The sequence below is a fragment of the Bradyrhizobium frederickii genome (genome assembly GCF_004570865.1).
GTDB lineage: Bacteria > Pseudomonadota > Alphaproteobacteria > Rhizobiales > Xanthobacteraceae > Bradyrhizobium > Bradyrhizobium frederickii.
Genome location: NZ_SPQS01000003.1, coordinates 45424 through 69209, shown reverse-complemented (window position 1 = coordinate 69209; position 23786 = coordinate 45424). Strand labels below are relative to the sequence as shown.

Below are 23786 nucleotides of genomic sequence, written 5' to 3'. Positions count from 1 at the left end.
CCGGAGCGCCTCGGCGTTCCGATCGTATGGTTTCGCCGGCTTCGGCTTCAGTGCTTGTTCACTTCGGCGCCGCCTGCGGTCGCGGCCGGCGCAAGCCCGGCGCGGGCGTCGAGCGCCGCGATCGCCTCATGGGCCTGATCGATCTTGGCGGTCAGCACGTTGGCGAGCCGCCCGAGATTGGCGGTGGAATCATGCGCCGCGGTGATGACCGTGTCGAAGGCACCCGCCGTCTCGTGCACGATGGTGGAGAACTCGCCCTGGTAGCTGCGCAAGCGCGCCAGCTCGCGGTGCATCCGGGTCACCCGCATGCTGGTGAAGGCGAGCGCGATCAGCAGCACCGCATCAACGAGATAGGATATCATCGACGAACTCCCGTTTCTGATCCACGGGATCGGCCACCTGCATGGCGTAATAGCCATCAAGCTGGCCGATCTGACACCAGAACAGCACTTGATTGTTGCTTTCGAGACGGGCCAGCGTGCGCGGCGTGGCTTCGAGCTCGAGCACCTGCCCGACATGGAACTTGACGACGTCGCCGAGGGTCAGCATCTTTTCGTCAAGCACCGCGCTCAGCGTCACCTCGGTCCTTTGGACCTCGCTCTCCATCTGCTCGCGCCAGCGCGGATCGGAAGCGCGGCCGTCGCTGACGACGACGTGGGCCAGCTTCTGCCGGAGCGGGTTGAGCGCGGAGTGCGGAATGATGAGGAACATCTGGCCGCCGCGGTACAGCGCCTGCAACATGATGTTCGCGCAGATCGACATGTTGCCGCTTCGCCCGATCGCCAGCGAAGCCATCGCGGTCTCGACCCGCTCGACGCGGAAGGTGACGTTGGAGGTGCCGGCGAAGGCGGATTGCAGCGCCTTGGCGAAGCGCTCGAACAGCGCCTGCACCAGCCGGATTTCGATGTTCGAGAACGAGCGCTCGACGTCGAGCGGCGGCTCGGCGCCGTCGGAGCCGAACATCGCTTCCACCATCGTGAACACAAAATCGCGATCGAGCATGATGATGACGCGCGAATCCCACTGCTCGGCATAGAGCACGGCGGCGACCGCGTTGGCCTCGTAGTCCTTGACGATGTCGCCGACGCGGTCGTTGGTGATGCCGTTGACCGAGAAATAGCAGGGCGTTCCGGCCATCGGCTGCAGGCTGTCGGTGCACGATGCCGCCATGCGATCGAAGATCACATTGAGCATCGGCATACGTTCGATCGATATGCCGGCGGCGTCCAGCAGATAGTTCGGCAGCTGCTTGCGCTGATCGACTTCGACGTCTTCCATCATCATGCGCGGGCAGCCTTGGGTTCGGGCTCGGTGACGGCGGCCTTGGGACCTGCGATCGTCTCGTTCTCGACGACGTCGATCGACGGACGCTCGCTGCTCGCGATCATCTTGCGGCCGTGCTCGACGGCGATCTGCGGCATCGCGCCGTTCATGAAGGCCAGCAGCGTCTGCTTGACGATGATGTAGGGCCGGCACCTCTTCTCGCGTGTCATCTTGATCTTGATCGCGAAGGGCGAAAGCACGCCGTAGGACAGAAAGATGCCGGCGAAGGTGCCGACCAGCGCCGCGCCGATGAAGCCGCCCAGCAGCTTCGGCGACTGGTCGAGCGCGCCCATCGCCTTGATGACGCCGAGCACCGCAGCGACGATGCCGAGCGCCGGCAGCGCCTCGGACACCGTCACCAGCGCATGGTAAGGCATCAGCTTGGTCTTCACGATGGTGTGGATCTCCTCGTCCATCAGGGCCTCGATCTCATGCGTGCGCGCATTGCCCATGATGATGAGGCGGACATAATCGCAGATGAACTGGAGCAGCGAGGGATCCCCGAGCACGCTCGGGAACGCCTTGAAGATCTCGGAAGAGGCGGGATCGTCGATATGCGCTTCCACCTCGTTGCGGCCCTTGCCCCTGAGCTCGCGCATCAGGGCATGAAGCGCCCCGAGCAGGTCGAGATAGTAGCGCTCACTCGGCACCGCGCCGGTGATGGCCTGCAGGCAGGCAACGCCGGTGTCCACGACCGTCTTCCACGGATTGGCCACGATGAAGGTGCCGACCGCGGTGCCGATGATGATCACGAACTCCCAGGGCTGCATGAGCACGGCCAGATGCCCGCCCATGGCGGCAAAGCCGCCGAGCAGCGCCGCTACCGTGATGAAAACCCCCACGAAACTGCCCAACGCGCCGCTCCATCGCCGATCCCATCGGGAATATCTAGTCGGCGAGCCTTGCGCGAAGCTGGCTTCCCACACCGCCAGCCTCGCGCAAGCAATTGGCGGCACCTTGACGCCGCGCCGCAACGGCGGCCAGAGAGGCGCGTGTCATGCTATCCACCATCGCGGACTACACCCGACTGACCAAGGACATGGGCAAGTCGCTGACGCAGGTCGCGAAGCAGCCGGACATCAGCCGCGAGACCGATTACTTCCTGAGCCACATCGGCAACGTGAAGACGATCGACGACTTCCTGAAGGACTATCGTCTCTATTCATATGCGATGAAGGCCTACGGCCTCAGCGACATGACCTATGCCAAGGCGTTCATGCGCAAGGTGCTGACCGAGGGTATCGCGAACAAGAACACCTTCGCCAACAAGCTGACCGACACGCGCTACCGGGAATTCGCCGCCGCCTTCAATTTCGCCGCCCTCGGCAGCAACGCGACCAAGACCACCCAGGCCACGACCGGAACGGCGACCCAATACGTCAGGCAGACGATGGAGCAGAAGGCCGGCGACCAGAACGAGGGCCTGCGGCTGGCGCTCTATTTCACCCGCAAGGCCTCCACGATCACGACCGCCTACCAGGTCCTCGCCGACAAGGCGCTGACGCAGGTGGTTCAGACCGCGCTCGGCCTGCCCTCGACGATCAGCGCGGCCGACATCGACGCCCAGGCCAAGATGATCACGAACAAGGTCAAGCTCACCGATTTCCAGGATCCGGCCAAGGTCACCAAGTTCGTGCAGCGCTTTGCGGCGATGTGGGACGCGACCCAGGCCCAGAACGACAGCTCGACCAATCCCGCGCTGGTCCTGATCGGCGGCGCGTCGACGTCGGCCGGAATGGATATCGACATGCTCTCGAAACTTCAGTCCATCCGGCTCGGAAAGTAGCATGCAATCGGCCCTCTATGTGGGATTGTCGGCGCAGGTCGCGCTCGAAAAGCGCCTCCAGACGATCGCCAACAACGTCGCCAACGTCAACACGGCGGCGTTCCGCACCGACGTGGTGAAGTTCGAGACCGTGCTGTCCAAGGCGGGCCCGAACCCGGTCGCCTTCTCTTCGCCCGGCGACAACATCATCTCGCGCGAGATGGGCAACATCACCGAGAGCGGCAACCCGCTCGACGTCGCTGTGGTCGGACAGGGCTGGATTGCCTTCGCCGGCCCGAACGGCACGGTCTATACCCGCGACGGCCGTCTCCAGATCGCTCCCAACGGCGATCTTCAGACCGTGAGCGGCTTCCCCGTCGTCGATTCCGGCGGCGCGCAGATCACGCTCGACCCGAACGGCGGACCGATCTCGATTGCCCGCAGCGGTGCGATCACCCAGGACAACAACGAGATCGGCACCATCGGCCTGTTCAGCATCCCCGCTGATGCCAATCTCGAACGCTACGGCAATTCCGGCGTGACGCCGGACCGGCCCGCGACCGCCATCGCCGATTTCTCGCGCGACGGCTTCAAGCAGGGCTATGTCGAGGGCTCCGGGGCCAATCCCATGATGGAATTGACCAAGCTGATCGCGGCCTCGCGCGCCTTCGACGGCACCAATTCGATGATCGAGGGCACCGAGAGCTCGCTTCAGAACGCCATTCGGACGCTGGGCGAACCCGGCAAGTAGAGCGCGCCTCGCGCGCACCAGGATTGAGGTTGGACGGTTTCCTTGAACGCTCTTCGGCAACTCGAGTGGGCGCTGCTGGAGCTTCAGCAGAGCACTCCCCTGGCAAGCGTCAGCGGCGCGATCTCCGAGATCGCGCCGACGCATTTCCGTGTCTCCGGCCTGTCGCGCTTCGTCAGGCTCGGCGAGCTCATCGGCGTCAATTCGGCCGGTAAGCCCCAGATCGGCGAGGTGGTGCGGATCGACAGCGACGGCATCGTTGCCAAGCCGTTCGACCGGCACTTCGCCGGCGGCCTCGGCGCGGCCGCCTACCGGATGCCGCCCTTGTCCTTTGCGCCCGATCCGAGCTGGAAGGGCCGCGTCATCAACGCTCTCGGCGCGCCGCTCGACGGACAGGGTCCCCTCACGCCGGGCTCCCTTCCGGTCTCGGCAGAAGCCGAGGCGCCGTCGGCCATGAAACGCGCACGCGTGCATAAGCCGCTGCGCACCGGCGTGCGCGTCATCGACCTGTTCGCGCCGATCTGCGCCGGCCAGCGCGTCGGCATCTTCGCCGGTTCCGGCGTCGGCAAATCGACGCTGCTGGCGATGCTCGCGCGCAGCCAGGGTTTCGACACCGTCGTGCTGGCCCTGGTCGGCGAGCGCGGCCGCGAGGTGCGCGAGTTCATCGAGGACGTGCTGGGCAACGATCGCCAGCGCGCCGTCACCATCGTGTCGACGGGAGACGAAAGCCCGATGATGCGGCGGCTGGCGCCGAAGACGGCCATGGCGGTCGCCGAATATTTCCGCGACCGGGGCGAATCGGTGCTGCTCATGGTCGATTCGATCACCCGTTTCGCCCACGCCGCCCGCGAGGTCGCGCTCGCGGCCGGCGAGCCCGCGGTCGCGCGCGGCTACGCGCCGACGGTCTTCACCGATCTGCCGCGCCTATTGGAGCGCGCCGGCCCCGGCGAGGAAGGCTCCGGCACCATCACCGGGATCTTCTCCGTGCTGGTCGATGGCGACGATCACAACGAGCCGATCGCGGACACCATCCGCAGCACGCTCGATGGACATATCGTGCTGTCCAGGCACATCGCCGACCAGGCGCGCTATCCCGCCGTCGACGTTCTGGCCTCGGTCTCCCGCCTCGCCCATAACATCTGGGATCCCGAGGAGCGCGAGTTGGTGAGCAAGCTGCGCGCCATGATCGCCAAATACGAGGACACGCACGACCTTCGCCTGATGGGCGGGTACCAGTCGGGGCGCGATTCGGGCCTCGACCAGGCGGTCGACATGGTCCCGAGAATCTACAGCGCGATGCGGCAAGACGCTTCGGCTCCCCCGAGCGCGGATCCGTTCCGCGAGCTCCGGGACATGCTCAGGGGCGAATAGCAGGTCGGAGCGCCTGCCGGCGCACGGTGCCCTCGCATCGCTCCGCGTTATCGACAGGCGATTGCGCATGCGCGCCACGCTTCCAGCGCATGCACGTGCACGGCCACCACTGACTTCCAGTGCCCGCACGTCGGGCGACAGGACAGAACGGTGACGATGGAAGGGGCGATTCGGGGCTTGCGACCCAAACAACCGTCGCGTGCAATTTCTGTGAGTTCCCCGACCATTCACCTTAGAGATCGTACGATTGTGAATGACCTCGCGATAGACATCGTCGTCGTGCACAAGCAGCGATCAACTTGCATCAACGACAGACAATAACGCGCCGTGCAATCAAACCGTCGCATAGTTGCGTTCATGCTGCTCGCTGCGCAACGTATCGCGTTCGCTGCGTTCACCATCATGTGTTCCGACGAACGAGATTGTCTTGAACGTTACATTCGAGTGCAACGACATCCAGTCTCCCCGAGTGTCTTGACTTGATTTTGTTGAGAAGCTCATTCATCGTTTTGGTTGAATACAAGAAACGTCTGCTCGTGACTTGAACTTTAGGGGCCTCGGTTGAACTACTCCGATCCATCGTCTGCTCGCGGCGGCGACTCGGGCTCCCGTGCGACGACGACGCTAGAGCTCGGCACGATTTTCTCATCGGACACCTTCAGCCGTCCGGCGTCTCTCGACGGGTTCGTGAGCCAGGGCGCAAAGCGGCGTCGAGACGCCGCAGACGAAGTTCCGGGGACGAGGTAGATTCATGCCATTGGCACGAGAGGCCGTCGAGCTGCTGGTTCAAGCGGCGAGGGCTTGGTATTTCGAAGGCAATCGGCATGGACTGCGCGATCGGGAATGGATGGCGCTGCGCTTTCTCGGCCGAGCCAACAGGTTTTCGCGCACGCCGTCTGCGCTTGCCGGCTTCATCGGCTCCACCAGAGCGACTGCATCGCAAATCGTGAAGACGCTGGAGAGCAAGTCCTATCTGGTGAGGAAGCCGTCGCAGGAGGACAAGCGCTCCGTCGTCCTGCACGTCACCGCCCAGGGCGAGAAATGCCTCAGCCAGCACGACCCGATCAATCACGTGGTGAATGCGGTCGCGGCACTCGGCAACGACGGATGCGTCGGGCTGCGCGACTCGCTCCGCGACGTCCTCAATCACCTCGACGCGGCCCATCAGCGGCTCGATGCCAGCATCTGCCGTGACTGCATGTTTCTCGCCGAACGCGGCCCGGCTACTCCCAAGGGACGCGCAGGCGCCGAATTCATGTGCCGGCTGTATCGCGCCCCGATCTCGCTCGAGGAAACCGAATTGCTGTGCACCAGCTTCGAGCGCACCCGAGACCGCCCGAAGATCGAGGAACATCTCGACCGCGCGCGGATCGCGAGCCAGGGCTAAAGCGCGCGCGATCTCCGGGCGAATGGCCCGGGCAGCGCCTTCATCATCCTCATTGCGGCGAGCCCTTGCGACGAGGCAATCCGGAATCCCTCCACGGGCAATTCTGGATTGCCCCCGCGCTCGCCCCAGGCTTCGCGCGGCCTTGTATGCATTATCCCAGTTGCCATCCCCGCGCACTTCGCTTTAGATGCCGGCAACTCGCCCGCGGGGCTGAAAAATCGCACAGACAGATTGTCAAAGGGACGGAGCATGGCGCGCAACATATTGATTCTCGGGGCTTCTTACGGCTCGCTGCTGGGCACGAAGCTGCTGATGGCCGGGCACAACGTGACCCTGGTCTGCCGCGCCAAGACCGCGGAGCTGATCAATCGCGAAGGTACCGAGGTGCGCATCAAGTTGCGTGACGAGGCGGTGCACCGGGCGATCTTCTCGCGCGATCTTCCGGGCAAGCTCGACGCGGTGACCCCGGCCAATGTCGATCTCTCCCGCTACGATCTGGTCGGCCTTGCGATGCAGGAGCCGCAATATACCAACCACACGGTGCGCGTTCTCATGGTCAAGATCGCCGCGGCGAAGCTGCCGTGCCTGTCGATCATGAACATGCCGCCGCTGCCCTATCTGAAGCGGATTCCGGCGCTCGCCGACATGGATCTGGAAGAGGCCTACACCAACGCGCAGGTGTGGGAGCGGTTCGAGCCGGGGCTGGTGACGCTGTGCTCGCCTGACCCGCAGGCGTTCCGTCCTCCGGAAGAAGCGGCGAACGTGCTGCATGTCGGCCTGCCCACCAACTTCAAGGCATCGGTCTTTGCCGACGAGGAGCACAACAAGGTGCTGCGCGAACTCGAAGCCGACATCGATGCGGTGACGCTCGACGGCCACGACGTTCCGGTGAAGCTGAAAGTATTCGATTCCCTGTTCGTGCCGCTGGCGAAATGGTCGATGCTGCTGACCGGCAATTACCGCTGCATCACCCCGCACGAGCCGCAGTCGATCCGCGACGCCGTGCACGGCGACCTCAAGCGCTCGCAGACGATCTACGACCATGTCGACGCGATCGCGCGCCGCCTCGGCGCCGATCCGCAGGACCAGGTGCCGTTCGCGAAATACGCCAAGGCCGCCGAAAGCCTGCTCAAGCCGTCATCGGCCGCACGGGCGGTCGCAAGCGGCGCGCCCTTCATCGAACGCGTCGATCTCCTGGTGAAGCTGATCTCGCATCAGCTCGGCGTGCCCAACGCCGAGATCGACCGCACGGTCGACACCGTGGACCAGAAGCTGAACGAGAAGATCGTGCAGGGCGGCTCTGGCGCGCAGTAAGCGCGCCGTTACGGGCGGGGCGTGGCGCTTCAGGCCGTCAGGAAGGATTGAAGCCAGATCAGGCCGGTCACGGCAACCAGCGTGACCGCGCCGATGCGCGTGACCAAGTGGGGATGGCCGAGGCGACGGGCGCCACGGCCGAGCGTTGCGCCGAGAGCGATCCACGCGGCGCCGGCCGTGAGAATCTGAAGCGCGATCGCGCCGAACCAGGGCAACAATTCGAGCGGCCCAGCCTCGAGCGGCAGGAGCAGGAAAGCGAACACGAGCGCTTTCGGGTTAAGGAGCGTCGCGAACAGCACCTGGCCGAACGTCACCGGCGCACCGTCGCGAAGCTCGCGTGTGTTGACCCGCCAGAGCATGAAGGCGAGGCAGAGGATATAGACGGTCACCGCGACGCGAAGCACGAGCGCCGCGATCGGGATGTCGCTGACGATGGGGCCGAGCGCGAGCCGCAGCAGGGCAATCGCCAGCAGATAGCCGCACAGCTCGGCAACGAGCAGATGAAGCGAGCGCGCAATGCCGATCCCCGCGCCCGATGTCGCGAGCAAGGTGTTGGTGGGTCCGGGCACGGCGAGCAGGAAATAGGTCGCTGCGAGGAAGGTCAGGAAGCTCATGCGCCTGATTACCAGGCCTGGGGCCGGGCTGGTTTGATCTCCATCATCGAATCCGGTCCCCAAAAGCCCGGAATCGGCGCCGAAGCCGCCGAAATGCCCGCGAACGAGGGCGAAAATCCGCAAGTCCCCTCTCGTCCCGCACTTCTACGGCAAATCGAATCAGACCGGAACGCCGCCGTGGGCAACGCGGCATGATCAGCCCCGTGCCGCTCGACGCGCTGCGACGGGATTGATAAGCCGCTGTCCGCGAATGACGAGGACTTGAGTCGGGGACATGACGGTTGCGATCGAGATGGGGCAGACCACGGCGGGCGCCGCGGCCGCCATGGACCTCGAGGAACTCTTGGCGACCCGCCTCCTCGTGCAGGGCAATTCCGGTTCCGGCAAATCGCATTTGCTGCGGCGGCTCTTGGAACAGAGTGCGCCCTGGGTGCAGCAGGCCATCATCGACCCCGAAGGCGATTTCGTCACGCTGGCCGAGCGCTTCGGCCATCTGGTGATCGAGGCCGAGGATCACACCGAGCGCGGCCTTCAGGTTGCCGGCGAACGCGCGCGGCTGCATCGCGTCTCCACCGTGCTCAATCTCGAAGGTCTCGACGCGGAGAACCAGATGCGGCGCGCCGCCGCGTTTCTCGGCGGCCTGTTCGACGTCGACCGCGACCATTGGTATCCGATGCTCGTGGTCGTCGACGAGGCGCAGCTGTTCGCGCCGGCGGTGGCGGGCGAAGTCTCGGACGAAGCGCGAAAGCTCTCGCTCGGCGCCATGACCAACCTGATGTGCCGCGGCCGCAAGCGCGGCCTCGCCGGCATCATCGCGACGCAGCGTTTGGCGAAGCTCGCCAAGAACGTTGCGGCGGAAGCCTCCAACTTCCTGATGGGCCGGACCTTCCTCGACATCGACATGGCGCGCGCCGCCGATCTGCTCGGCATGGAGCGGCGGCAGGCCGAGGCCTTTCGCGATCTCGAGCGCGGACAGTTCATGGCGCTGGGACCTGCGCTGTCGCGCCGTCCGCTGCGCCTGAACATCGGCCCGACCGACACCTCTCCGCGCAACTCGACGCCGCGCCTGATGCCGCTGCCCGAAGCGACGCTGGAGGATGCGCGCGCGGTGATCCTGGCCGCGCCGCCGCCCGATGCCAGCCGGCCGCAGCGCCGGCCGGCGCCGGATCTGCTGGAGCAGCTTCGTGCCGCGAAGGCCGCCGCCCCGGTGATCCAGCCGGAAGCGGTCGAGGTGCCGGTCAGCGCCGAGGAGCTCGCCGAACGGCGCGAGCGCGTGGACCGTACGCTGCGGGCCGTGCTCGCCGCGCCCGACGCGGGCTTCCGCGCCATCGGCGTGCTCTACCAGGAGTTCGTGGTCCGCTGCCGCATCGAGGGCCTCGGCTCGGCGGTGCCCGACCTCAACGAGTTTCGCCGCATGCTGACCCATGCGCGCGCCGGGCTCGGCACCGATCTCACTGAAGACGACGCCTGGCAGGACGTAGCGCTGCGCGCGTCGATTCTGCCCGACGACATGCAGGGCGTGTTCATGATGATCGCGCGCGCCGCCAAGGAAGGCTGGCCCTGCCCCGGCGACGCCGCGATCGCGCGGGCCTATGGCTCGCATTCGCTGCGCCGGGCGCAGCGGCTGCTCGGCTACATGGAGGAGCAGGGCCTGATCGTGGTCCAGCTGGACGGCGGCGGTCGCCGCATCGTGACGCTGGTGGAGCTGGCCTGGGCCACCGCGCCGGGCGACCCCCATGGCGATGATTTGCCGGCCGAGCAGGTCGCGAGCGCGGCGTCGGCCTAATACGAGAGGGAAGTCGTCATGCCCGGGCTTGTCCCGGCCATGACGTGGAGAGGTCAGCGCACTACGTCAGGCCGCCTCGGAGCCGCCGAGATAGGCATCGCGGATGCGGGGGTCGTCCTTCAACGCCCGCGCCGGGCCCGACAGCACGATCTTGCCGGTCTGCAGCACATAGGCCTCATGCGCGATCTCGAGCGCGAGGCTGGCGTTCTGCTCGACCATGAACACCGAGACGCCTTCCTGGTTGATGGTCCTGATCAGCTCCAGCACGCGATCGACATAGAGCGGCGACAGACCCATGGTCGGCTCGTCCATCACGATCATCCTGGGTCGGCTCATCAGCGCCCGCGCCATCGCGACCATCTGCTGCTCGCCGCCGGAGAGCGAGCCGGCACGCTGCGACAGCCGCTGGCCGAGCTTCGGAAACAGCGTCAGCATCCTGTCGAGATCCTGCGCGATCGCCTCGCGATCGTTGCGCACGAAGGCGCCCATCAGGATGTTCTCGCGCACGCTCATGTCCGCAAACAGCCGCCGCGCCTCCGGCACCGAGGCGATGCCGCGGCGGACGATCTGCGGCGTCGTCAGCCCGACAAGCGAGGCGCCGTCGAAGGTCACCTCACCCGAGCGCGGTTTGACGAGCCCAAGGATGATCTTCATCGTGGTCGACTTGCCGCTGGCATTGCCGCCGAGCAGGCAGACGATGTGGCCGCGCGCGACCGTGATCGACAGATCGAAATGCACCTGGGCCTGGCCGTAGAACGTATTGACGTTCGACAGTGTCAGCAGCGGTTCGGGGGCGCTCGTCGTCATGCCGCGCTCTCCTGCTCCGCCGTCTCCGACAGCCCGTGGCCGAGATAGGCCTCGATCACCTTGGGATCGTTACGCACCTGTTCGCCCGGGCCTTCCGCGATCTTCTTGCCTTCGTCCATGACGATGACGCCGTCGGAGAGGCGCATCACCATCTCGAGCTTGTGCTCGATCAGCAGGATGGTCAGACCTTCCGCCTTGAGCTCGGCGACGAGCCCCTGCATCTCCGCGGTCTCGGTCGGGTTCATGCCGGCGGTCGGCTCGTCCAGCAGCAACAGGCGCGGCTTCAGCGCGAGCGCGCGCGCGATCTCGACGCGGCGGCGGTTGGCGTAGGACAGGCTATAGGCGGGCTGGTCGATCCGCGGCAAGAGCCGCTCGCCGAAGCGGGCGAGGATCGCCTTCACGTCTTCGCGCAGCCGCTCCTCTTCCGCTCTGACACTGGCGGGACGCAACAGCGCAAGGCCAAGCTCCAGCAGCGGGCCGATGACCGGCACGGCCGGCTTCACCGCGCGCAAGCGCGTGTGCGCGCCGATCAGGACGTTGTCCATCACGCTGAGATTGCCGAAGACGCGGCCGAGCTGGAAGGTGCGCGCGATGCCCTCGGCCGCGAGCCGTTCCGGCGACAGGCCCGTGATCTCCTGGCCTTCGAAGTGAACCGTACCCGCGTCGGGCCGGTCGAGGCCGGTGACGAGGTTGAACAGCGTGGTCTTGCCGGCGCCGTTCGGGCCGATGATGCTGATCAGCTCACCCTTGGCGAGATCGAGATCGATGGCGTCGACGGCGGTGAGGCCGCCGAAGCGGCGCGTCAGCCCGCGCAGGGACAGCATGGGTGCGTGCTCCGCCATCAGATCGTCCCCAGCAGGCCCTGCGGCCTGAACCGCACGAGCAGCAGCAGCACGATGCCGTAGATCAGGATGCGATACTCCGCCGCGATCCGGAACAACTCCGGCAGGCCGACCAGCGCCACCGATCCGAGAATCGCGCCGACGACATTGCCGAGGCCACCGAGGATGACGACGGTCAGCGCCAGGATGGATTGCTGCGTGTTGAAGGTCTCATGGTTGATGTAGGAATACAGGTGCGCCGCGATGCCGCCGCTGATGCCGGCAGCAAAGCCGCCGAAGATGAAGGCCAGCGATTTGTAGCGGTTCAGGCTGAGGCCATAGGCGCGCGCGGCGATGTCGTCGTCGCGGATGGCACGGAAGCTGCGGCCGAGATGCGAGGTCAGCAGCCGCCCCTGCAGCAGCGCCAGCACCACCATCACCGCAAAGCTGAACCAGTAGATCGAGTTTGGGCTGATCAGATCGTAACCGAACAGCGACAGCGGCGGGATGCCTGAGATTCCGATCGGGCCGCGCGTGACGCCTTCCCAGTTCAGGATCACCAGCGAGACGATCTCGCCGATGGCAAGCGTCGCGATCGAGACATAGTGCCCGCGCAGGCGGAACGACGGCGAGATCAGCGTGGTGCCGAGCGCGGCGCTCATCAGGCCACCGCCGATGATGGCAAGGCCGACCGGAACGGAGAACGTGAGCGACAGCAGCGCGGAAGTATAGGCGCCGATCGCGAGCAGCGCGGCGTGACCGAGCGAGACCTGGCCGATCGTGCCCGCGACCAGCGTCAGGCTGAGAGCGAGCATGCCGAGCAGCCAGGCGTTGATCAGGGTCTGAAGCACGTAGAACGACACCGGGAACAACGGCAGGATCGCGAAGATCGCCGCCGCAACAGCCAAGGCCCAGCGCGGAATGCGCATGGGGCGGCTCGGCGCGATGAAGGTGCCGGTGAGCGGCTCGGGCGGCGCCTGCCGCGCGCTGGCGAACAGGCCGTTCGGCCGCAGCACGAGCACGACGACGAGCAGCAGGAACGCGAACAGATTGCGGTAGCTGGTGCCGAACACGGCGACGCCGTAGCTCTCCACCAGCCCCAGCAGCAGGCTGCCGACGACCGCGCCGGGCACATTGCCGGCGCCGCCGACGACTTCGGCGACGACGCCCTTGAGCGTCGCCTGAAGGCTCATCGCGGTGTCGATCTGGTTGTAGTACATGCCGACCAGCATGCCGGAGACGCCGCCGAGCGCAGCGGCGATGCCGAACACGGCCTGATTGACGCGGTTGACGTCGACGCCCATCTGCATCGCCGCGTCGCGGTCCTGCGAGGCGGCGCGCACCGCCCAGCCGAGCTTGGAGTAGCGCAGGAACACGAACAGCAGCAGCGCGCTGGTGATGCCGACGCCGGCGATCAGCAGGTCGAGCGGACCGATGGTGCCGCCACCGACCTGGAAGCGCACGTCCGGCAACTGGCTCGGCAGCGCGCGCGGATTGGGCGAGAAGGTCAGCATCACCAGCTGATCGAGCACGAAGCTGATGCCGATGGTCGCGAGCAGCGGCGCGATCCGCACCGAGTTCTGCAGTGGCCGCAGCCCGAACCGCTCGATGATCAGCCCGACCAGCGCGGCGGAAGCGGCCACCACGATGATGGTAAGCGGCAGCGGCGTATGCAGCTGCACCACCGCCACCCAGCCGACATAGGCGCCGACCAGATAGATCGACCCTTGCGCGAAGTTGATCAGCCGGCTGACGCCGAAGATCAGCGCGAGCCCGACCGCGACCAGGGCATAGACATTGCCGACGATCAGTCCGTTGATGGTGTAGTCGAGCCAGGAAGACAAACGTGGGTCCCCGCGTGGAAAGGAAGGCGACCGGAGCGAATGCTCCGGCCGTCAGGTCAGGTCGGCTTGCCGTCCCAGAGCGCGAACTGGCCCTTGCGGACGACGAGCTCGGCGTTCATGGCGCCCTTGACGCGGCGGCTCTCGACGTCGAACGTCGCTTGGCCGAAGATGACGCTGGAGACGTCCTTCACTTTCGCGAAGGCATCGCGGATCGCGCGGCGGTCGGTGCCGCCGATCTTGACGACAGCGGCGGCCATGTTCATCGCATCGTAGGAATAGGCGTTGAAGGCATCGGGTTCCTGCCCGTTGTACTTGGCCTTGAAGCCGGAGATGAACTTCTTCACCTCGGGCCTGGGATCCTGCGGGAAATAGCGCGTGCCGAGATGGACGTCCTCGACCGCCTCGCCGCCAAGCTCGATGAATTTCGGCGAGTAGACCGAGCTCGCGGCGCAGATCACCTGCTTGAGGCCGACCTGGCGCACCTGGCGAGCGATCAGCGCGCCGTCGGAATAATAGGAGATCAGGATCAGCCCGTCCGGATTGGCATCGCGCACGCGCACCAGCGTCGAGCGGAAGTCGCGCTCTTCCGCGATATAGCCCTCCGTCACCGCGACCTCCGCGCCATACTCCTTCGCCGCCTTGACGAAATAGTCCCGGCTGGTGCGGCCCCAATCGGTGTTGAGGTGCAGCACGGCGAGTTTCTTGAGGCCGAGACGCTTGACGGCATAGGCCGCCAGCAGCGGCTGCTCGTCGGCCTGGCTGACGGAGGTGCTCCACATGAAGTCGCCGCCCTTGGTGAAATCGGGGTGCGAGTTGGTGAAGCCGAACTGCACGAGGCCGCCGCGCTGGTAGATCGGCGAGGCCGCCATCGAGGCCGGGCTGGAGAAATCGCCGAGCTCCATCACGATCCGGGGATCGGACACGAACTTCTGGGCGATCGCCACCGATTGGCGCGGATCGCTCTGGCTGTCCTCGAATTGATAGGCGAGCTTGCGCCCGTTGATGCCGCCGGCCGCCATGATCTCGTCGAGCGCGAGATCAAAGCCCTGCTTCCACTGCGTGCCGTATTGCGCGTTCGGTCCCGTCAGCGGGCCGCTGACGCCGAGCAGGATCGGTTCGGACGATTGCGCGAAGGCACTGCGCGAGAAGGCCGCTCCCGCCATCATGGCGGCAAGCGAGCCCTTGACCAGGGTACGACGATCGATGTTGCTCATGCGCGGCTCCATCCACTCAAATGTTGAAACAAGCAGCAAATCTTGTGCCGGTCAGATTGCCTATTTCGAGGGCTCGCCGAGCGACAGCATCAGCCGGTTGGCCCAATTGAAGAACGAGGCGCCGTTGATGACGTCGACGATCTCGGCATCGTCGAGACCGGCGCGGCGCAGCTCCGCGATATTGTCATGACCGAACGCGATCGGCGTCGCGGCCAGCGCCACGGAGGCCTTGACCACGGCATTCCAGGGCTCCCCGAGATCGGCCCCGACGCCCTCGTCGAGCAGGCGCTGTACGTCCTCGCGGCGCTTGGAATAGGTGCTGGCGAAGCGCGCATGCACCGAGGCGCAATAGATGCAGCCGTTGTGGCGCGAGGTCGCAGCGGCCGCGAGCTCCCGCTCGGCACGCGGCAGGCCGTCGGCAACGTTGTAGAAGATGTCCTTGTCGGTCTTGGTGCGGGCTTCCAGCACTTCGGGATCGCGCACCAGGAGGCGGAAATAGTCCGACTTGGCGCGGGCGCGATCGACCAGGCCGGCGTAATGCCGCTCGGTCAACTCGACCTCGGGCAGCGGATCGATCCAGGAGACCCAACCGAGTTCATCCTGGGTGAAGACGACAGGGGGATTGACGGTGCTCATGATTGCGGTCTCCTAAGCGCTTGCCGCAGCGAGCGTGCGCAGGCCGCTGACGACCCGCAGCTGGAATGACAGGAACGCGACGAGCTGGGAGAAGGTGACGATGCCGGTGGCCGACCAGCCGGCGGCGAGCAGCGCCTTCATGTCGGCGGACGCGGCATCGCGCGGCCGGAACACCAGCAGATGCGCATGCTCGAGCGCCGCGACAAGCCGCGGACCGAGGGCGGCCTTGCGCTCCGAACTCACGCGGTAGATCAGCCCGGCCTTGTTCTCGATCGACAACGGGCCAGCCGGAAAGGCGCCGTACGGGCCCGACGTCCTGCCCCGCGCGATCTCGGCGTCGATCGCCTCCGCCAGGCGTGCGGCTTCCGCGTTCGCTGCAAGCTTCTCGCGATAGAAGGCGGCGACGGGCGATTCGCCATGAAGCCCGGTCACGAAAGCCGCGACCGCCGCACGCTCGGCAAGCGAAAAATCGCTCGCGTCGATCGGCTCGAACAAGGCGAGATAGCTCTTCTGCGCATTCTCACGCGCCTGCAGGCGGCGGGCGCGGACGACGTCGAGCGCCGAGCCCGGCTCGATCCCGGCGAGCGTGTCGATGATATCTTCAGTTGGCATCATTCAGCCTCGTGCAACGCGATCACATTCATTCCGGCTAGACCGCCAGCGCCACTTCGCCCGCCGTCCGGGTCCAGCCCAGCGCCGGCGCGACCTTCTCCGCGACCAGCTCGATCGAGCGCAGGACGTGAGGGTGCGGCGCATCGACCGAATGCACCTGGAACACGAGATCGGTCACTCGTTCCAGCGTCGCATCGGCCCGCAGCGAGGCAATGACGTGATCGGCATCGCCGACATGGGTGTCGAACGCCTCAATCATCTCCTCCAGCGTCTCGCCCGGCTTGGCGTGTCCGCCCTTCATGAATTGCGGCAGCGCGCGGCGCAGCCCAATGTCTGCGAGCCGCATTGCCTCACGATGATCGTCGGCGACGAAAACGCTGCGTGAGGCCATGATGCGCGGCTCGGCTCCCTTGGGCAGCGCGTCCAGATAGGCATCGATCACCGGATTCTGGATCTCGGCGAGAGTCGCCTTCGGCGCCTCCTTGGTCCGCGGCTGGGTGCGCGACAGCAGCAGGCCATCGCCCGCCTTGCCGGCGCGCGCCCCGCCGGCCACCGAGAACGTCGCCTGCCAGATCCGCTTGTCCAGTTGCGGCCGTTGCGGATAGATCGTGTCGCCGCCCGCGAGCGGCTTGCCGACCAAAGCGGTGCGGACGACCTCGAGATTGCTGGCAAAAATCTCGTTGCGCTGGGCGCTGTCGAGGCCGAAGGCGGCGAACGCCGACGGATTGCCGCCGGTGCCGACGCCGAGCTCGAAGCGGCCGTTGCAGAGCAGATCGAGCACCGCGGCGTCCTCCGCCACCCGCACCGCGTTCTCCAGCGGCAGCGTGACGATGCCGGTGCCGAGGCGGATGCGCGAGGTTTGCGCTGCGACGTAGCCGAGGAAGGTGAAGGGCGACGGCAGGCCGCCCTCACGCTCGTGAAAATGATGCTGCGCGATCCACGCGGAATCGAGGCCCGCCTTTTCGGCGCGCACGATCTGTTCGGCCGCGAAGCGGTAGCGGTCCGCCGGCGGGGCCTCGTCGAGCAGCCGCGTGAAAAATCCCAGGCGTTTCAGGTTTGCAAAGCGTTTCATACGACCCCTGTCGGACGAGGATGGCCAGTCCGGCGATGATGTCGGTAACTGCTGCTCCAGACAAGCGGACATTGCGCAAGGCTCATACGCAGGGCTCATACGTCAGACGCATACGTAAGGTGGCCCGCAGGGATCGCCCCTGCGCTGGGCTTTGCATGGGCAGACTGCCTACCAGCTCGGCAGCACCGCGCCCTTGAACTTGGCGAGGACGAACTCCTTCACTTCAGGTGTGTGGTAGCTGTCGACGAGGATCTTGACCCAGGGCTTGTCCTTGTCGGCCGCGCGCACCGCGATCAGATTGACATAGGGGCCCTTGGGGTCTTCGCGCAGGATCGGATCCTTGACCGGATCGAGTCCCGCCTGGGTTGCGTAATTGGTGTTGATCGCGGCAGCATCGACGTCGTCGAGCGCGCGCGGCGCCTGCGCCGCGTCGACCTCGATGAATTTCAGCTTCCTGGGATTCTCGGTGATGTCGAGCACCGTCGGCTTGAAGCCCGTGCCGTCCTTGAGCTTGATCACGCCCTTGTCGCGCAACAGCAGCAGCACGCGGCCACCATTGGTCGGATCGTTCGGGATCGAGACCTTGCCGCCCTCGGGAATGTCGGCGAAGGCCTTATGCTTCTTCGAATAGACGCCGATCGGGAAGTTCACGGTCAGGGCGACCGACTCGATCTTGTAGCCGCGATCGGCCTTTTGGTTGTCGAGATAAGGCTGGTTCTGGAACGAATTCGCCTGGATCTCCCCGGCATCGAGCGCGGCATTCGGCACGACATAGTCGGAGAATTCGAGCAGCTGGATGTCGAGGCCATTCTTCGCCGCGATCGGCTTCACCGCCTCCAGGATCTGCGCATGCGGCCCGGGCGTCACGCCGATCTTGATGGTCTCGGCCGTGACAGGGGCCGACCACAAGGCGAGCGCGGTGGACAGGATCAGGGGGAGGCGGAACGACATCTTGGTCTCCATGGCACGGCGAGAATGATTGGAACCGTATTCGCTGCTCTGCAGACCGAAATCAATGAAATGGAAATTCATATTGAGCTCCGGTCGCGGGCACGCTTTCTCCATTCGGCGGCAAACGCGAAACGAATTGACGGCAGCCGCGACGCCGTCCGCGTCCTTCACCGAGAAGGTCTCGCGCTGGCTGGCTCAGCCGAACAGGGCGCGCCAGCTGCTGGCTCGGGTCTTGCTGCTGTCGATGCCGGCGATCGGCGCGGCCGGCATCAGGCAGGTGCCGGCTGTCCCTGGGCTCAGGTGTGGCGATGTCGTGGCGGCTGCAATAAATCTCCGGCCGCCGCAACATCACGAAACTTGATGCGCCGGGAGTGACCGCGTTAGCGTTGTGCGCGGCCTTAGAACTTCCCCAAGTTCAGTCAAGTACGCACTGGATCGTCGCCTGGGTTACTCAGGCGGCGATCCAGGTCTCGGCCCGCAGGGGCTCTCCACGTCGTCATTTCGTCGCAGGGCGGCATTGCCGGCATTGCCGCCTCGCGCCTGATGCAACATGATGGTTGCCAGCGACGATTTGTCTTCGAGGTGGAGGGTCAATTGATGAACGAGAACGAAATCCGGGGTCTGGTCGGACTGGTGAAGCAAGGCACGCTGTCGCGACGCTCGTTCATGCAGAAGGTGGCCGCGTTCGGGATCGCGGCCCCGATCGCGAGCCAGATCCTGGTCTGGCACGACGTCGCGATGGCGGATGCCACGCTGCCGTACAAGCCGACCAAGGCCGGCGGCGGCGGCACGCTCAAGATGCTGCTGTGGCAGGCGCCTACCCTGCTCAATCCGCATTTCGCGCTCGGCACCAAGGACCAGATCGCCTCGCGCGTCTTCTTCGAGCCGCTCGCCGGCTGGGACAAGGAGGGCAATTTGATCCCGTGCCTTGCCGCAGAGGCCCCGACCAAGGAGAACGGCGGCCTTGCGGCCGACGGAACGAGCGTGATCTGGAAGCTCAAGCAGGGCGTCAAATGGCATGACGGCAAGCCCTTCACCGCCGACGACGTCGTCTTTACCTGGCAATACGCCGCGGATCTCGCCACGGCGGCCTACACCACCGGCTCCTACAAGGACATCAAGGTCGAGAAGATTGACGACTACGCAGTCAAGGTGATCTTCAAGGCGCCGACGCCGTTCTGGGCCGATCCGTTCGTCGGCTCGGTCGGCCTGATCCTGCCGAAACATCTGTTCGGCGACTATGCCGGTGCCAAATCGCGCGAAGCGCCGGGCAATCTGAAGCCGGTCGGCACCGGCCCCTACAAATTCGTCGAGTTCAAGCCCGGCGACCTGATCCGCGCCGAGCGCAATCCCGACTATCACATCAAGAACCAGCCGCATTTCGACACGCTCGAGATCAAGGGCGGCGGCGATGCGGTGTCCGCGGCGCGCGCCGTGCTGCAGACCGGCGAATATGACTTCGCCTGGAACATGCAGGTGGAAGAGGAGGTCCTCAAGCGCATGGAGGCGAGCGGCAAGGGCAAGCTTGACATCACGCCCTCCGGCAATGTCGAGTTCATCATCCTCAACACGACCGACCCGTGGACCGAGGTCGACGGCGAGCGCTCGAACGCCAAGACCAAGCATCCGACGCTGTCCGACCCGGCCGTGCGCCGGGCGATCAACCTGTTGATCGACCGCGATTCGATTCAGAAATTCATCTACGGCCGCGGCGGCATCGCCACCGCGAGCTTCGTCAACGCGCCCAAGCAGTTCAAGTCGCCCAAGCTGACATACGAGTTCAGCATCGACAAGGCCAACAAGGTGCTCGACGAGGCCGGCTGGAAGAAAGGCGCGGACGGCATCCGCGAGAAGGACGGCAAGAGGCTCAAATACGTGTTCCAGACCTCGACCAACGCGCCGCGCCAGAAGACCCAGGCCATCATCAAGCAGGCCTGCGAGAAAGCCGGCATCGAGATCGAGATCAAGGCGGTCACCGCCTCGGTGTTCTTCTCCTCGGACGTCGGCAACCCCGACACCTATTCGAAATTCTACGCCGACATGGAGATGTACAATACCACGCAGCCTCAGCCCGATCCGGAGCGCCTGCTGAACCAGTGCGTGTCCTGGGAGATCGCCACCAAGGAGAACAAATGGCTCGGCCGCAACAATTCGCGCTATTCCGATCCCGAAGCCGACAAGGCTTACAAGGCCGCCCAGAACGAACTCGACCCCGTCAAGCGCGCCGCGCTGCTGATGAAGGTGGACGAGATCTTCTGCGGAGCCAACGTTTTCCTGCCGCTGCTCTCGCGCCACATCGTCAACGCCGGCTCCAACAACCTCATGATCGACATCTCGGGCTGGGACACCATCACGTGGAATCTGGCGGCGTGGTATCGGATGTGATCCGGTGTCCCGGCTCGGCAGCGCACCGTCGAAGAGACGCTGCGCTGCGTCCGGGGCACGAGAGCGGAATGTAACGCTTCGCAAGTGCTCTACCCATCCTCCAGTCCCGAGCGCTCACGCGGCACGTTCTCACAGCCCTCACGCATCATCTTTCCATTGTGTGCTTCAGATCACAGCCGAATCGCGCGCCCTGGCCTACAAACACCCTGCATGGCCGCAAACAAGGTAACGGCGGTACGCGTAAGGCTGCGGAGGCAATCAACAGCTACGGACTTTTCGAGGCCGCCAGGGTGAGGAACCCGGCGGCCTTTTCTTCGTTGCTGGGCGGCACTATTGCAACGCAGCACTGCTGCTATCGCTTCGAGGACGCGTCGGAACCCTTCCGTTCTTCGCGCTCGTCCTCGATCTGCCGTTCCGCTTCGAGCCAGAACTCCAGTTCGCGATCGGCCGGCCGCCCAGCCTGCTCCCAGAGTTCGTAGGCGCGTGCGCGCACCTTGCCGCGCCGCATCATGCGACCGAGCTTTCGCTTCAGCTCCTCGGCAAAGCTTCGGAAGCGCTGCCCGGTGGTTTCGTCCCTGACGAGCGCGGCCGCTCGCGTTGCGAGTTCGATCTGGTGCTCTAGCTTCTTCTGCTCGTCCACCGCCGACACTGCCGTGGCAAAGGAATATTTTCGGAGCCCGTGCTGCTCAGACACTGAATTCCCGTCCGGGATGGTCTGTTCCCCAAGATGCAGCGCGCATCGCCGCGCTGTTCGCTCCAGGCCCGGAGCGGATGGTTTTCGCAGGGCCATCCCAGACCCCGGCAGAATGGGCAGGCCTTGTCGGTCACAGCGTATCCGGCGTCCGCAACGTGTTGGACTTGTCCTCGTTGCGCAGCTCCTGCTCGGCGGCCCGCCAGAACTCGTCCTCGCGGCCTTCAGGCTTGCCGGCCTGCTCCCACAGGCGGTGCGCGCGTTCTCTGATCTCTTGCTCGGTCGGTTCGGACACTGGCGCCTCCTCGCGTGACGCACGGCCCACCCTGGGGGGCATGGGGGCTTTGGAGGCGGGCCGTGCAGGCCAGCAATCGGCGGCGACTCTGGCCCGCTGATTCAAGCGCCGGGCGCGCGCGGGGTTCCTCGTCGTGGGTGAGCGCAACGACGCAGGGGCCGCCAGTATGGCAGCGCGCCAGGCCCTCTCCTTATAAGCATTCTAAGCAACAGGCCACTCGCTGCCAGACCATCACTGATATGAAGAACGGACACCGGACCTTTGGTCCGACCCGCCTCAAGTCAATCCCCGCTTCGTGAGCTGCATGGTACCGGCGAGTCAATCTGTCCAAGGAAGCTCCCAAATCGTCATGACGGGACGTGACCAATATCGTGCGCGCGTCTTTCGTCGGCTTGTCATCCTGGCGCTTCTCAGCCTTGCGCTTTGCGTCAGCATCGCGTGCGACATGGCGCTCGGGCCCGCCAATTATGCCCTGCGGCAAGTGCTGTCCGCCATCTTCGATCCCGCCGGCGCGGAGGCCCAATTGCACGTCGTCATCTGGGATATCCGAATGCCGATCGCCTTGATGGCGGTCCTCGTCGGCGCCTCGCTATCGGTCGCCGGCGCCGAGATGCAGACGATCCTCGCCAATCCGCTGGCGAGCCCGTTCACGCTCGGCATCTCGGCGGCGGCAGCCTTCGGCGCGGCCCTTGGCCTCGTCGGCGGGATCGCGCTGTTTCCCGGTGCGGTCGCGTACATGGTCCCGGTCAATGCCTTCATCATGGCGATGGCGGCCGCCCTGTTCATCCACCTGGCCTCGACCATGCGCGGCGTCAGCGTCGAAACGATCGTGTTGCTCGGTATCGCGCTCGTGTTCAGCTTCAACGCGGCGCTGTCGCTGCTCCAATACCTGGCTTCGGAGCAGGCCCTTGCGGCGGTCGTGTTCTGGACCATGGGAAGCTTCGCCAAGGCGACCTGGGCCAAGGTTGCGATGATCCTGGCGCTGCTGGTCCTCGTCGTGCCATGGCTCATGAAGGACGCCTGGGCGCTGACGGCGTTGCGGCTCGGGGACGACAAGGCCGCGAGCATGGGCGTCAACGTGCGCACACTGCGCCTGCGGGTGATGATGCTCGCCAGCCTGCTCACGGCGATCCCGGTGTCCGTCGTCGGCACGATTGGATTTGTCGGCCTCGTCGGTCCCCATATCGCACGCATGATCGTCGGTGAGGACCAGCGCTTCTTCCTGCCGGCCTCGGCGATCAGCGGCGCTCTGCTGCTGTCGGGCACCTCCGTCCTCAGCAAGACTCTCGTCCCCGGCCTGATCCTGCCGATCGGCATCATCACGGCGCTGATCGGGGTCCCGTTCTTCTTTATCCTGATCTTCGGCAGCAGGAGGCGCGCATGGTAGCCTTGGCGCTCCAGGGCGTCGGGGCCTCCTACGGCAAGACGAGCGTGCTGGCCGACGTGACGCTGGCTGAGCTTCGAAGCGGCACCGTCACGGCGGTGATCGGCCCCAACGCGGCCGGCAAGTCGACCCTGTTCAAGCGGATCGCCGGACTGATCAAGGGGCCGGGGCTGGTTGAACTGTCCGACACCGCGCGCGGACCGCAGGCGATCTGCTACATGCCGCAGGACACCGGCGCGAACGCGGTTCTGACCGTCTACGAATCGGTCCTGCTCTCGGCCAAGCAGGGCAGCAGCTGGCGCGTCAGCGACGCCGAGCTTGCGCAGATCGACGGCCTGTTGAAGGCATTGCGCATCGACAATCTGGCGTTTCGGGGCCTCGGCGAGCTCTCCGGCGGCCAACGCCAGCTCGTTTCGCTGGCACAGGCGCTGGTCCGGCGTCCGGAGGTCCTGCTCATGGACGAGCCGACCTCGGCGCTCGATCTGCATCGACAAATCGAGGTGCTGGGTCTCGTCGGCGATCTTGCCAAGCGCAACGGAATGATCGTGATGATCGCGATCCACGAGCTCAATCACGCGCTCCGCTACTGCGAGAACACGATCGTCATCGCGCACGGCAAGATGGCGGCGAGCGGGGCGACGGCCTCGGTCATCACGACCGAAATGCTGCGCAACATCTATCGGATCGATGCGCGCGTCGAGACGTGCTCGCGCGGCACGCCGTTCGTCGTCGTCGACGGCCCGGTCTGAGGCGACGCCGAGGCGCG

23 protein-coding genes are annotated in these 23786 nt (G+C 65.5%); 9 read left to right on the top strand and 14 right to left on the bottom strand.

Translation table 11 applies throughout. The features are described from left to right. Positions 1-47: 47 nt before the first annotated feature. From E4K64_RS05780 to motA, 3 genes are read right to left on the bottom strand one after another with little or no spacing between them, the layout of a single operon-like run. Positions 48-362, bottom strand: a complete 315-nt coding sequence (locus E4K64_RS05780; RefSeq protein WP_135162601.1) for a hypothetical protein — start codon at positions 360-362, stop codon at positions 48-50. Further along, on the bottom strand, positions 343-1284 hold the full coding sequence (locus E4K64_RS05775; protein WP_135162600.1) for a flagellar motor switch protein FliM: 942 nt from the start codon (positions 1282-1284) through the stop codon (positions 343-345). Before E4K64_RS05775 ends, E4K64_RS05780 begins: the two co-directional genes overlap by 20 nt. Then, the gene (gene motA, locus E4K64_RS05770; RefSeq protein ID WP_135162599.1) at positions 1281-2177 is read right to left on the bottom strand and encodes a flagellar motor stator protein MotA; all 897 of its coding nucleotides are present in this window, start codon (positions 2175-2177) and stop codon (positions 1281-1283) included. Before motA ends, E4K64_RS05775 begins: the two co-directional genes overlap by 4 nt. A 143-nt stretch (positions 2178-2320) precedes the next feature. On the opposite strand from motA, the gene E4K64_RS05765 reads away from it, so the two are divergent. The 5 genes from E4K64_RS05765 (at position 2321) to E4K64_RS05745 (ending at position 7908) form a co-directional block, all read left to right on the top strand. Continuing rightward, positions 2321-3109, top strand: coding sequence for a DUF1217 domain-containing protein (locus tag E4K64_RS05765; protein ID WP_135162598.1), 789 nt, complete (start codon positions 2321-2323; stop codon positions 3107-3109). A gap of 1 nt (position 3110) precedes the next feature. Next, entirely contained in the window at positions 3111-3839 is a 729-nt protein-coding gene (gene flgF / locus E4K64_RS05760) for a flagellar basal-body rod protein FlgF (protein WP_135162597.1), read from the top strand. A gap of 42 nt (positions 3840-3881) precedes the next feature. Next, a complete protein-coding gene (gene fliI / locus E4K64_RS05755; protein WP_135162596.1) occupies positions 3882-5207 on the top strand; it encodes a flagellar protein export ATPase FliI in 1326 nt (441 codons plus the stop codon). A 751-nt stretch (positions 5208-5958) separates the two neighbouring features. Beyond that, on the top strand, positions 5959-6594 hold the full coding sequence (locus E4K64_RS05750; RefSeq protein ID WP_135162595.1) for a MarR family winged helix-turn-helix transcriptional regulator: 636 nt from the start codon (positions 5959-5961) through the stop codon (positions 6592-6594). A gap of 249 nt (positions 6595-6843) precedes the next feature. Beyond that, positions 6844-7908, top strand: a complete 1065-nt coding sequence (locus tag E4K64_RS05745; RefSeq protein WP_135162594.1) for a ketopantoate reductase family protein — start codon at positions 6844-6846, stop codon at positions 7906-7908. Positions 7909-7937: 29 nt separating this feature from the next. On the opposite strand, the gene E4K64_RS05740 is transcribed toward E4K64_RS05745, so the two are convergent. Then, positions 7938-8522 carry a LysE family translocator gene (locus E4K64_RS05740; RefSeq protein ID WP_135162593.1) on the bottom strand — a complete coding sequence of 195 codons (585 nt, stop codon included), beginning with the start codon at positions 8520-8522 and terminating at the stop codon, positions 7938-7940. 274 nt (positions 8523-8796) lie between these two features. On the opposite strand from E4K64_RS05740, the gene E4K64_RS05735 reads away from it, so the two are divergent. Further along, a complete protein-coding gene (locus E4K64_RS05735; RefSeq protein WP_135162592.1) occupies positions 8797-10308 on the top strand; it encodes a helicase HerA domain-containing protein in 1512 nt (503 codons plus the stop codon). A gap of 66 nt (positions 10309-10374) precedes the next feature. On the opposite strand, the gene E4K64_RS05730 is transcribed toward E4K64_RS05735, so the two are convergent. The 8 genes from E4K64_RS05730 to E4K64_RS05695 all read right to left on the bottom strand — a co-directional run bounded on the left by E4K64_RS05730 (position 10375) and on the right by E4K64_RS05695 (position 18277). Next, on the bottom strand, positions 10375-11115 hold the full coding sequence (locus tag E4K64_RS05730) for an ABC transporter ATP-binding protein (protein ID WP_135162591.1): 741 nt from the start codon (positions 11113-11115) through the stop codon (positions 10375-10377). After that, positions 11112-11957 (bottom strand): ABC transporter ATP-binding protein, encoded by an 846-nt coding sequence (locus E4K64_RS05725; protein WP_167771827.1) that lies wholly within the window; start codon positions 11955-11957, stop codon positions 11112-11114. Before E4K64_RS05725 ends, E4K64_RS05730 begins: the two co-directional genes overlap by 4 nt. After that, the gene (locus E4K64_RS05720) at positions 11957-13780 is read right to left on the bottom strand and encodes an ABC transporter permease (protein ID WP_135162589.1); all 1824 of its coding nucleotides are present in this window, start codon (positions 13778-13780) and stop codon (positions 11957-11959) included. Before E4K64_RS05720 ends, E4K64_RS05725 begins: the two co-directional genes overlap by 1 nt. A 56-nt stretch (positions 13781-13836) precedes the next feature. Next, complete coding sequence (locus tag E4K64_RS05715) at positions 13837-14994, bottom strand: ABC transporter substrate-binding protein (RefSeq protein WP_135162588.1); 1158 nt, start codon at positions 14992-14994, stop codon at positions 13837-13839. Between the two features lie 60 nt (positions 14995-15054). Beyond that, on the bottom strand, positions 15055-15630 hold the full coding sequence (locus E4K64_RS05710; protein ID WP_135162587.1) for an alkylhydroperoxidase domain protein: 576 nt from the start codon (positions 15628-15630) through the stop codon (positions 15055-15057). Positions 15631-15642: 12 nt separating this feature from the next. Continuing rightward, a complete protein-coding gene (locus E4K64_RS05705; protein WP_167771826.1) occupies positions 15643-16242 on the bottom strand; it encodes a CMD domain protein in 600 nt (199 codons plus the stop codon). Between the two features lie 37 nt (positions 16243-16279). Next, positions 16280-17314, bottom strand: a complete 1035-nt coding sequence (locus E4K64_RS05700) for a putative FMN-dependent luciferase-like monooxygenase (protein WP_135162585.1) — start codon at positions 17312-17314, stop codon at positions 16280-16282. Between the two features lie 168 nt (positions 17315-17482). Further along, positions 17483-18277 carry a MetQ/NlpA family ABC transporter substrate-binding protein gene (locus tag E4K64_RS05695; RefSeq protein ID WP_135162987.1) on the bottom strand — a complete coding sequence of 265 codons (795 nt, stop codon included), beginning with the start codon at positions 18275-18277 and terminating at the stop codon, positions 17483-17485. Positions 18278-18862: 585 nt separating this feature from the next. Between E4K64_RS05695 and E4K64_RS05690 the strand changes: the two genes are divergently transcribed. Next, complete coding sequence (locus tag E4K64_RS05690; RefSeq protein WP_167771825.1) at positions 18863-20650, top strand: peptide ABC transporter substrate-binding protein; 1788 nt, start codon at positions 18863-18865, stop codon at positions 20648-20650. 352 nt (positions 20651-21002) lie between these two features. Here the strand turns inward: E4K64_RS05690 and E4K64_RS05685 are convergent, their stop codons facing one another. Together E4K64_RS05685 and E4K64_RS05675 are read right to left on the bottom strand one after the other, a co-directional pair. Then, positions 21003-21344 carry a DUF2934 domain-containing protein gene (locus E4K64_RS05685; protein ID WP_235884563.1) on the bottom strand — a complete coding sequence of 114 codons (342 nt, stop codon included), beginning with the start codon at positions 21342-21344 and terminating at the stop codon, positions 21003-21005. 130 nt (positions 21345-21474) lie between these two features. Continuing rightward, positions 21475-21636 (bottom strand): DUF2934 domain-containing protein, encoded by a 162-nt coding sequence (locus E4K64_RS05675; RefSeq protein ID WP_135162582.1) that lies wholly within the window; start codon positions 21634-21636, stop codon positions 21475-21477. Between the two features lie 349 nt (positions 21637-21985). Between E4K64_RS05675 and E4K64_RS05670 the strand changes: the two genes are divergently transcribed. Together E4K64_RS05670 and E4K64_RS05665 are read left to right on the top strand one after the other, a co-directional pair. After that, positions 21986-23023, top strand: a complete 1038-nt coding sequence (locus tag E4K64_RS05670) for a FecCD family ABC transporter permease (protein ID WP_235884562.1) — start codon at positions 21986-21988, stop codon at positions 23021-23023. Next, entirely contained in the window at positions 23017-23769 is a 753-nt protein-coding gene (locus E4K64_RS05665) for an ABC transporter ATP-binding protein (protein ID WP_135162580.1), read from the top strand. The genes E4K64_RS05670 and E4K64_RS05665 overlap by 7 nt, the downstream gene beginning before the upstream one ends. The last annotated feature ends 17 nt before the right edge of the window (positions 23770-23786 follow it).

Coding starts and splice junctions, on each gene's coding strand:
- E4K64_RS05775 (WP_135162600.1), bottom strand. CDS start 1,284: ATGATGATGGAAGACGTCGAAGTCGATCAGCGCAAGCAGCTGCCGAAC.
- E4K64_RS05750 (WP_135162595.1), top strand. CDS start 5,959: ATGCCATTGGCACGAGAGGCCGTCGAGCTGCTGGTTCAAGCGGCGAGG.
- E4K64_RS05700 (WP_135162585.1), bottom strand. CDS start 17,314: ATGAAACGCTTTGCAAACCTGAAACGCCTGGGATTTTTCACGCGGCTG.
- E4K64_RS05765 (WP_135162598.1), top strand. CDS start 2,321: ATGCTATCCACCATCGCGGACTACACCCGACTGACCAAGGACATGGGC.
- E4K64_RS05735 (WP_135162592.1), top strand. CDS start 8,797: ATGACGGTTGCGATCGAGATGGGGCAGACCACGGCGGGCGCCGCGGCC.
- E4K64_RS05695 (WP_135162987.1), bottom strand. CDS start 18,277: ATGGAGACCAAGATGTCGTTCCGCCTCCCCCTGATCCTGTCCACCGCG.
- E4K64_RS05705 (WP_167771826.1), bottom strand. CDS start 16,242: ATGCCAACTGAAGATATCATCGACACGCTCGCCGGGATCGAGCCGGGC.
- E4K64_RS05710 (WP_135162587.1), bottom strand. CDS start 15,630: ATGAGCACCGTCAATCCCCCTGTCGTCTTCACCCAGGATGAACTCGGT.
- E4K64_RS05670 (WP_235884562.1), top strand. CDS start 21,986: ATGACGGGACGTGACCAATATCGTGCGCGCGTCTTTCGTCGGCTTGTC.
- flgF (WP_135162597.1), top strand. CDS start 3,111: ATGCAATCGGCCCTCTATGTGGGATTGTCGGCGCAGGTCGCGCTCGAA.
- E4K64_RS05780 (WP_135162601.1), bottom strand. CDS start 362: ATGATATCCTATCTCGTTGATGCGGTGCTGCTGATCGCGCTCGCCTTC.
- E4K64_RS05690 (WP_167771825.1), top strand. CDS start 18,863: ATGAACGAGAACGAAATCCGGGGTCTGGTCGGACTGGTGAAGCAAGGC.
- E4K64_RS05740 (WP_135162593.1), bottom strand. CDS start 8,522: ATGAGCTTCCTGACCTTCCTCGCAGCGACCTATTTCCTGCTCGCCGTG.
- E4K64_RS05730 (WP_135162591.1), bottom strand. CDS start 11,115: ATGACGACGAGCGCCCCCGAACCGCTGCTGACACTGTCGAACGTCAAT.
- E4K64_RS05725 (WP_167771827.1), bottom strand. CDS start 11,957: ATGGCGGAGCACGCACCCATGCTGTCCCTGCGCGGGCTGACGCGCCGC.
- E4K64_RS05745 (WP_135162594.1), top strand. CDS start 6,844: ATGGCGCGCAACATATTGATTCTCGGGGCTTCTTACGGCTCGCTGCTG.
- E4K64_RS05715 (WP_135162588.1), bottom strand. CDS start 14,994: ATGAGCAACATCGATCGTCGTACCCTGGTCAAGGGCTCGCTTGCCGCC.
- E4K64_RS05665 (WP_135162580.1), top strand. CDS start 23,017: ATGGTAGCCTTGGCGCTCCAGGGCGTCGGGGCCTCCTACGGCAAGACG.